General features: G+C 39.4%; 11 protein-coding genes. 6 read left to right on the top strand and 5 right to left on the bottom strand.

Going from position 1 to position 5,732, the window contains the following annotated elements:
- Positions 1–70 precede the first annotated feature (70 nt).
- Both H1P_RS34930 and H1P_RS34925 read right to left on the bottom strand, forming a co-directional pair.
- On the bottom strand, positions 71–304 hold the full coding sequence (locus H1P_RS34930) for a hypothetical protein (protein WP_144876318.1): 234 nt from the start codon (positions 302–304) through the stop codon (positions 71–73).
- A gap of 96 nt (positions 305–400) precedes the next feature.
- Positions 401–850 (bottom strand): hypothetical protein, encoded by a 450-nt coding sequence (locus tag H1P_RS34925; protein WP_144876316.1) that lies wholly within the window; start codon positions 848–850, stop codon positions 401–403.
- 348 nt (positions 851–1,198) lie between these two features.
- On the opposite strand from H1P_RS34925, the gene H1P_RS34920 reads away from it, so the two are divergent.
- Together H1P_RS34920 and H1P_RS34915 are read left to right on the top strand one after the other, a co-directional pair.
- Positions 1,199–1,480 carry a helix-turn-helix domain-containing protein gene (locus tag H1P_RS34920; RefSeq protein ID WP_144876314.1) on the top strand — a complete coding sequence of 94 codons (282 nt, stop codon included), beginning with the start codon at positions 1,199–1,201 and terminating at the stop codon, positions 1,478–1,480.
- Positions 1,477–1,707 (top strand): hypothetical protein, encoded by a 231-nt coding sequence (locus tag H1P_RS34915; protein WP_144876312.1) that lies wholly within the window; start codon positions 1,477–1,479, stop codon positions 1,705–1,707. Before H1P_RS34920 ends, H1P_RS34915 begins: the two co-directional genes overlap by 4 nt.
- Here H1P_RS34915 and H1P_RS39170 read toward each other — a convergent pair.
- Positions 1,704–1,829, bottom strand: coding sequence for a hypothetical protein (locus tag H1P_RS39170; protein ID WP_281291295.1), 126 nt, complete (start codon positions 1,827–1,829; stop codon positions 1,704–1,706). The genes H1P_RS34915 and H1P_RS39170 overlap by 4 nt on opposite strands.
- Here H1P_RS39170 and H1P_RS34910 point away from each other — a divergent pair.
- From H1P_RS34910 to H1P_RS34900, 3 genes are all read left to right on the top strand, one after another.
- Positions 1,829–2,587: a BRO-N domain-containing protein gene (locus H1P_RS34910; RefSeq protein ID WP_144876310.1), complete on the top strand. Its 759-nt coding sequence runs from the start codon at positions 1,829–1,831 to the stop codon at positions 2,585–2,587. The genes H1P_RS39170 and H1P_RS34910 overlap by 1 nt on opposite strands.
- Positions 2,588–2,654: 67 nt before the next feature.
- Complete coding sequence (locus H1P_RS34905; RefSeq protein ID WP_144876308.1) at positions 2,655–2,912, top strand: hypothetical protein; 258 nt, start codon at positions 2,655–2,657, stop codon at positions 2,910–2,912.
- 76 nt (positions 2,913–2,988) lie between these two features.
- Positions 2,989–4,140 carry a hypothetical protein gene (locus H1P_RS34900; protein ID WP_144876306.1) on the top strand — a complete coding sequence of 384 codons (1,152 nt, stop codon included), beginning with the start codon at positions 2,989–2,991 and terminating at the stop codon, positions 4,138–4,140.
- Between the two features lie 380 nt (positions 4,141–4,520).
- Here the strand turns inward: H1P_RS34900 and H1P_RS34895 are convergent, their stop codons facing one another.
- Complete coding sequence (locus H1P_RS34895; protein ID WP_144876304.1) at positions 4,521–4,757, bottom strand: helix-turn-helix transcriptional regulator; 237 nt, start codon at positions 4,755–4,757, stop codon at positions 4,521–4,523.
- Between the two features lie 423 nt (positions 4,758–5,180).
- On the opposite strand from H1P_RS34895, the gene H1P_RS34890 reads away from it, so the two are divergent.
- Positions 5,181–5,411: a hypothetical protein gene (locus tag H1P_RS34890; RefSeq protein ID WP_144876302.1), complete on the top strand. Its 231-nt coding sequence runs from the start codon at positions 5,181–5,183 to the stop codon at positions 5,409–5,411.
- A 121-nt stretch (positions 5,412–5,532) separates the two neighbouring features.
- On the opposite strand, the gene H1P_RS34885 is transcribed toward H1P_RS34890, so the two are convergent.
- Positions 5,533–5,732, bottom strand: a 200-nt coding sequence (locus tag H1P_RS34885; RefSeq protein WP_222427405.1) for a hypothetical protein, incomplete at its 5' end; no start/stop codon positions are given.

The raw sequence follows: 5,732 nt of genomic DNA, 5'->3' as shown, positions 1-5,732 counted from the left end.
TGTCTAGATAAGCTCCCAGACTATTGACTTTAATTTTGATTTCTGGATTCATGGGGTAAAGCTGTGCGCGTTAAATATGGTCAGAATCGACAAGCCGAACATCTTGGCGTTTAACCCAAAAAGGTTCGTAGGTTGTTTGTTTGTCTAAGGTAGTTAATGCCAGGCGGTTATTTTCGATGGATGCAATTTGAAAAACGGCACATTCAGAGGGGGTTTCGGCGAAGTCAATAACTCGCACTTTGTCCCCAAGAGAAATCTGACGAGTGCAGGGAGAGGGACTTATCTGATTTATGTTGAGTTCCATTTTTGTCACTATGGGTGCTTGATAATAAGGTGGATGTCATTCAATTAATTGATAGTCCTTGGAAGTCGATTCACCAAGGACTTTTTGTGAGAGAGATTAGAATTCGCCGATTGGGTTAATGATGTCAGCTTGGTCGTAGTGGCAAATTTCGTTTTCAGCTACCCATATTTGGCTGAGGAGGGCTTGCTCTGTAGTGGCTAGTCGATAGTACCAATCAGTCTGATTGAGAAAGGTTTTGGTGTTTTGATATCGATTTGGATTGTAACGCTTTCCAACGACGATGAAAGTTGACCATTGGCTATGGTCTAAAGTTGAGTCGATGAGCTTAACTAGGCTTCCTACTTCGTGTTCGGAGCGGAGAAGGTCTTCTTCGTTTGGGATGTTTAGCCGACAATCTTGTGTAAAAGGATGATGAGAGAAAGAAACACAATTAAATTGTTCACACCAACCTCGACTTCGGTTTTCTTTTTCTTGATAATCGTGAAATTGAGGACAATTAGAACAATTAGTCGGTACTTGCGTTGTTTTTACTGTACTTTGTGTCATGATTAGAATTAAGAATTTATTTGTGAGGAGAGCAAAGGTAAGAAGCTTGCTCTCCTTTTTATTTGTTTGTAGTCAGTCAAAGAGACTAGAAAGAAAGATTGCTTCGTGGAGACTGACTCTCAATGATTCATGCACTCTTGAAGTTGAAAAGGAATCAGTATTTAGTTGTCAAGGTTCTGTGTTTGGTTCTACAAGCCAACCGTTCTTATTTTTTCATCCCGTTTTGCGCTGGCTTGATTGCTTGTTAATAAGTTTATTATTACACGTTTGACTTGTAAAGTAAAGGTCTAAATTGTAAAAAATAGGTTATACTTGGAAAGATAAGATTAGAAGTGAGGTTTATAAAATATGGTCAAGACTTTGATTAGATGGAATCTAATTGATGTGATGGAAACTCACAAAATTAACGCAGGCGATTTAGCCCAAAAAATGAATGTTAGTAAAAATGCGATTTCTAACTTACGAAGTACCAAAATGCCTAGATTGACAGAAGAAAGACTCAACCAGCTTTTGCTATGCCTGAATTGTTTAAGACGGAAAGATTCACCAGTAATAGAACCAAAAGACCTAATTGGTTTTTCTCTGACCCCTGAAGAATTGGATTTTATTCAAGCTGGAGTAATGATATGACAACTAATAGAGAAGTTTATGAAGGGAAGATACTAGAAACCCTGATTAAAAATTCGGAGAGGCTAGCGGTAATTGAGAATAAAGTTGACCATCTGGAAACTAAATTAGACGATCGTTTTGATCGCCTAGATGCCAAACTAAATTGGTTATTTGGCGCAGTGTTTGCTGTGAGTGCTGGAATCTTAGCTACTTTATATGTTCAGCCAATTTTAAACGCACTGAGCTAAAGAAGATTGCCTGAAGATATATCATTCAATTGTTTGAGTAGCCAAAGCGACCGCTTCATCCCGACCAAGAGAATAGCGATCGCATCTTGAAACTGAATCTCTCTAGAAAAAGAATCAGCCAATGTCTAATCTATCAATTTTTGAGTTTGAAAGTCAGCAAGTAAGATTTGTGGGAACAGCCGAGAAGCCAGAATGGGTAGCGGTAGACCTGTGCAAAATACTAGGAATCAAGAATGTTTCCGATACGTTAGCTAAATTTGATGAAGAAGAAAAGGGTGTAGTTACTATCGATACCCTTGGTGGAGAACAATCACTGCTAACATTGACTGAGCCTGGATTGTATCGTTTAATTTTCAAGTCTCGTAAGGATGTAGCCAAAAGGTTTCAACGTTGGATATTCCATGAAGTATTACCTTCCATCAGAAAAACGGGTAGTTATTCTTTAGCTGAAAAATCACCCTCTATCCCTGCTTTACCCACAGCCAGAGAAGAATTAGAAACTATCAGACTGGGGATGGATTTATTTGTGGAATTGGGAGGGTGTGATGACAGAACAAAAATACTGCTCAAAGACCAAGTACGCAATATCTTATTAGCGGAAAAACTTCAGCCATCTCTAACTTCAAGTAAACCAGAGCCAAACCAAAGATTGGAATATCCTGTCTCAGACAGAGCGATCGCATTAGGATATCGTCCAAATAACAAGCAATTACAGCAAATCGGAAAACAAGCAAGCTTGCTGTACTTTGACAAACACGGCAGGAAGCCAGTGCAGAGAGAGCAGTTTGTCGGCGGTACAACCAGGATGGTCAACGTCTATAGCGAAGATGATGTGGATTTATTGGATTTCGCCATATTAAGAGTGATGGGCGACTCCTAGAAGGTTTGCCATTTTTGAAGAAAAAATCAATGAGCCATTTTGTAGTATGCAAGTAGGATAGCACTTCATGAGAAATAGTATACCAGTATTATTAGTCAAAATCACCCAAGAGCAAGAAATCGAGTCTTGGGAATCACCGATTGTCACAGTGTACAAAAATAGAGAGGGGGAATATTCGATAACAGAAGCGATGGCATTTTTAGAAAAAGCAGTCATCCAAGGCATTAGGGATTTGGAGTCGGGACAAGAAACATTTGTGTCGGGAAGAATTGAAATAGTACCTGCTCGCTCTAGAGTAAGACGAAGAAGAGGAGGTGCAGCATGAGCTTCCACAAGAGTTTCACTCTCTTCTCCAGCATTATTGGAATAGCCTCTGATAGAGAGATTGCAGGAGAAGGAGAATGAACAATATTTTAGCGATATCTCCAGGCAACACTCGCGCATTTGACATGGAAATAGCTTCAGCCTTGGGAGATATTAATTCCGCAGTCATAGTGCAACAGCTTCACTACTGGATGCAAAAAGAGGGTGTGGGGACTATTATCGAGGGAGTGAAGTATGTGTATAACACGTTTGAGAAATGGGTAAGAGAACAATTTCAATGGCTGAGTATCTGGCAATTCAGGAAATCAATGAACTTGCTGCGTCAACTAGAGATAGTCAAGGTGATCCGATACAAATCTCAAGAGTGGAATCAAACAAATTATTACAGTTTGGATTACGAGCGTCTAAGAGAAATCCTGAAACCCAAATCGCCTGAAACCATATCTAACTCCGATTTGTGGTCTAGCACAGATCGAGATGTGAATTCTCCACAGATCGAGGTGAGGGATTCTAAGCTCTCAAATATAGAAACAAAGAATACTACTCAGAAAAAAACAGCAAAGGCAAAGGAGTCAGAAAAGTTAAAATCTACCTCTGCTATTTCCAATTCCTTTGCTGCTGCTCAATTAAAAACTGTTTTAGAAGAAGAAAATCAAACCAAGAAAGAAATACACCAGAAACGGGAGTTAAATGGTCAAAAAAGCGAAAATCAACCGCAATTAGACAATGTTGAGCAAAAGTGTGTCCAAGAAAAAAATCTCGGCGCGTGTAGTATAAATGAAGTTAAAAAAGCTAAAGTGGTGAATCCTAAATGGAAATCGCTGATTGAAGAATTAGATAGTTTAGGAGTACCAGTAAACAAGACTCTAATCAACCTGGTGAAGATGTATGAAGAAGAACAAGTGAAGAATGCGATCGCTCTGTTAAAAATGAGGAAAAGAGAAAAGCACATACCCAACATGGCAGGATATTTTACGACTGCACTCAAAGGAGGATGGGCGAGTTCAAATTCTCTAGCAGAAAATAACCCAGAAGGAATAGACACTGCTTCAGTATTTAGACTGTGGTATGACCTAGCCAGAGAATTGGGCTATTGTTCGGGTCAAGAAATTAGAGACAATGAACAATGGGTGTTATTGTCGGGAAATTGGGAGAAGTGGGAGTCGGCGGTAAGTCGCGGATACAGCTTGGAATATCTCAAGGGAGTGATGAAGCGGAATAAAAATTAGAAGCAGCGATCTCACTATGCCTCAGCTTTGCTGAGATCGTGAAGTGCCAACCGAAAAAGCGATCGCTCTTTGAGGAGGATTTATGGATAATATCTGACCTGGGTGATCAGATATTATCACTAATGATCAAGTGAAAGTTTTCTCTGCCTATAAACCTCGGAATAGACTAATACCAATTCTTCTTCACTAGCAAAATAGATAGTACATTATTTCTTATTAGTAAAAAATACTATAACTCTTGCTAGACATACCTCCTGACTCCTGACTCCTGATATGCGAAGCGGTATCCGTGATAGACTCCTTGCTTGAACTAAGTCTCTTATTACTTTTGAGAAACGGTATTATCACTTTTTAGCTTTGAATGTTAGTTCGCGCGACTCCTAACTATTAAAGAAATGGGGTAAATCGTCAAAATCTTTCTTGACCGTTCGACAAAATTTTTTCCATTGAGCAATTGTCATTGTCGGCTCAGCTTTCCCTTTTTCCCAACGCCGAACAGTAGAAACCGCCACTTCTATCTCCCTAGCTAACTTTTCTTGAGATAATTTGACGTTTAATCTTAATCTTTTAAATGAAGAATTCGTTTCTGGAGACTGAAATTTTTGATGCTTTGTCATCGTACTCATCCCATAGATAGTACATTGATTTATTTGATTAAGCTTACGATTCTTCAGTGATAAATATGCCCAATAAGGTGGTGTCGCCAAAAGTTGAAAAGACAGAATAACCTTGTAGTAATTTTATTAAAGAGAGTAAAACAGGCAGTAACTAAGAGATTCCATGAGGAGGGGAGGTCAATGAATCATTCAGAGTTGCCAGCTCCCTTAACGGTGGATACTTGGGGCTTGCTGGTACTCCAAAACAGCTAAAGAAATAACCATCAAGCAAAGTGGAACAGAGAAGCCCGCTTCAGATGTAAAAATTCTGGAGGAAAAATTCCTAAAATGTGACCTTTTTTTAATGAATATTTAGTCAATCAAGAACGTTTGTTCGCTCTTCTTGAGAGAAATGATTGTAGAGGAAAAAGGTCAAAAAAAGAAATGAAGACAGTTTCGACTACTCCAAAATTTAGCCCAGAGCAAAAGGTTCATTTTTGGGGAGGAAAAGGCACAATTCTGTTTTGCCAGCCCAATGCAGGAGATTGGCTATCTGGAGTGGAAATGCCACGGGAAATTGAGCCTGATAGAGTAAGAATTGGCTCGGAAACCAGAGTTCTCATAGGTGAAAGTGAGCTAAAAACCGAATCTATCGCACGAATTCCCAGTAATTGAGGGAATACAGACCATCCTGAAGGGGCAATACTCAGCAATAGCTCTAACTATGAATGATTTGAGCGAAAATTTAAATTAGCAGTGCCAGGCTACGAGGCGATCTCGCTTTCAAACAAAAGAACTATTCGTATTGTCCGAGAAAATGCCAGTAGTCGTCAGAAGCTTCGTCATCATCTGACCCCCAGCTATGAGTCTCGTCCCAATGTGCGACTCGTTTCAGTCTAACTACAAGTAGTAACATATTTGGAGGAACGCTGAGGATATTTTCAGAACCTGGAAAATATAATAACTCTTGATTCATGTAGGTTAAATTCCTACCGA

Origin of the sequence: Hyella patelloides LEGE 07179 (genome assembly GCF_900659865.1) — a bacterium.
GTDB lineage: Bacteria > Cyanobacteriota > Cyanobacteriia > Cyanobacteriales > Xenococcaceae > Hyella > Hyella patelloides.
The sequence above is the reverse complement of the archived record's forward strand: the minus strand, read 5'-3'. Positions and strand labels throughout refer to the sequence as shown.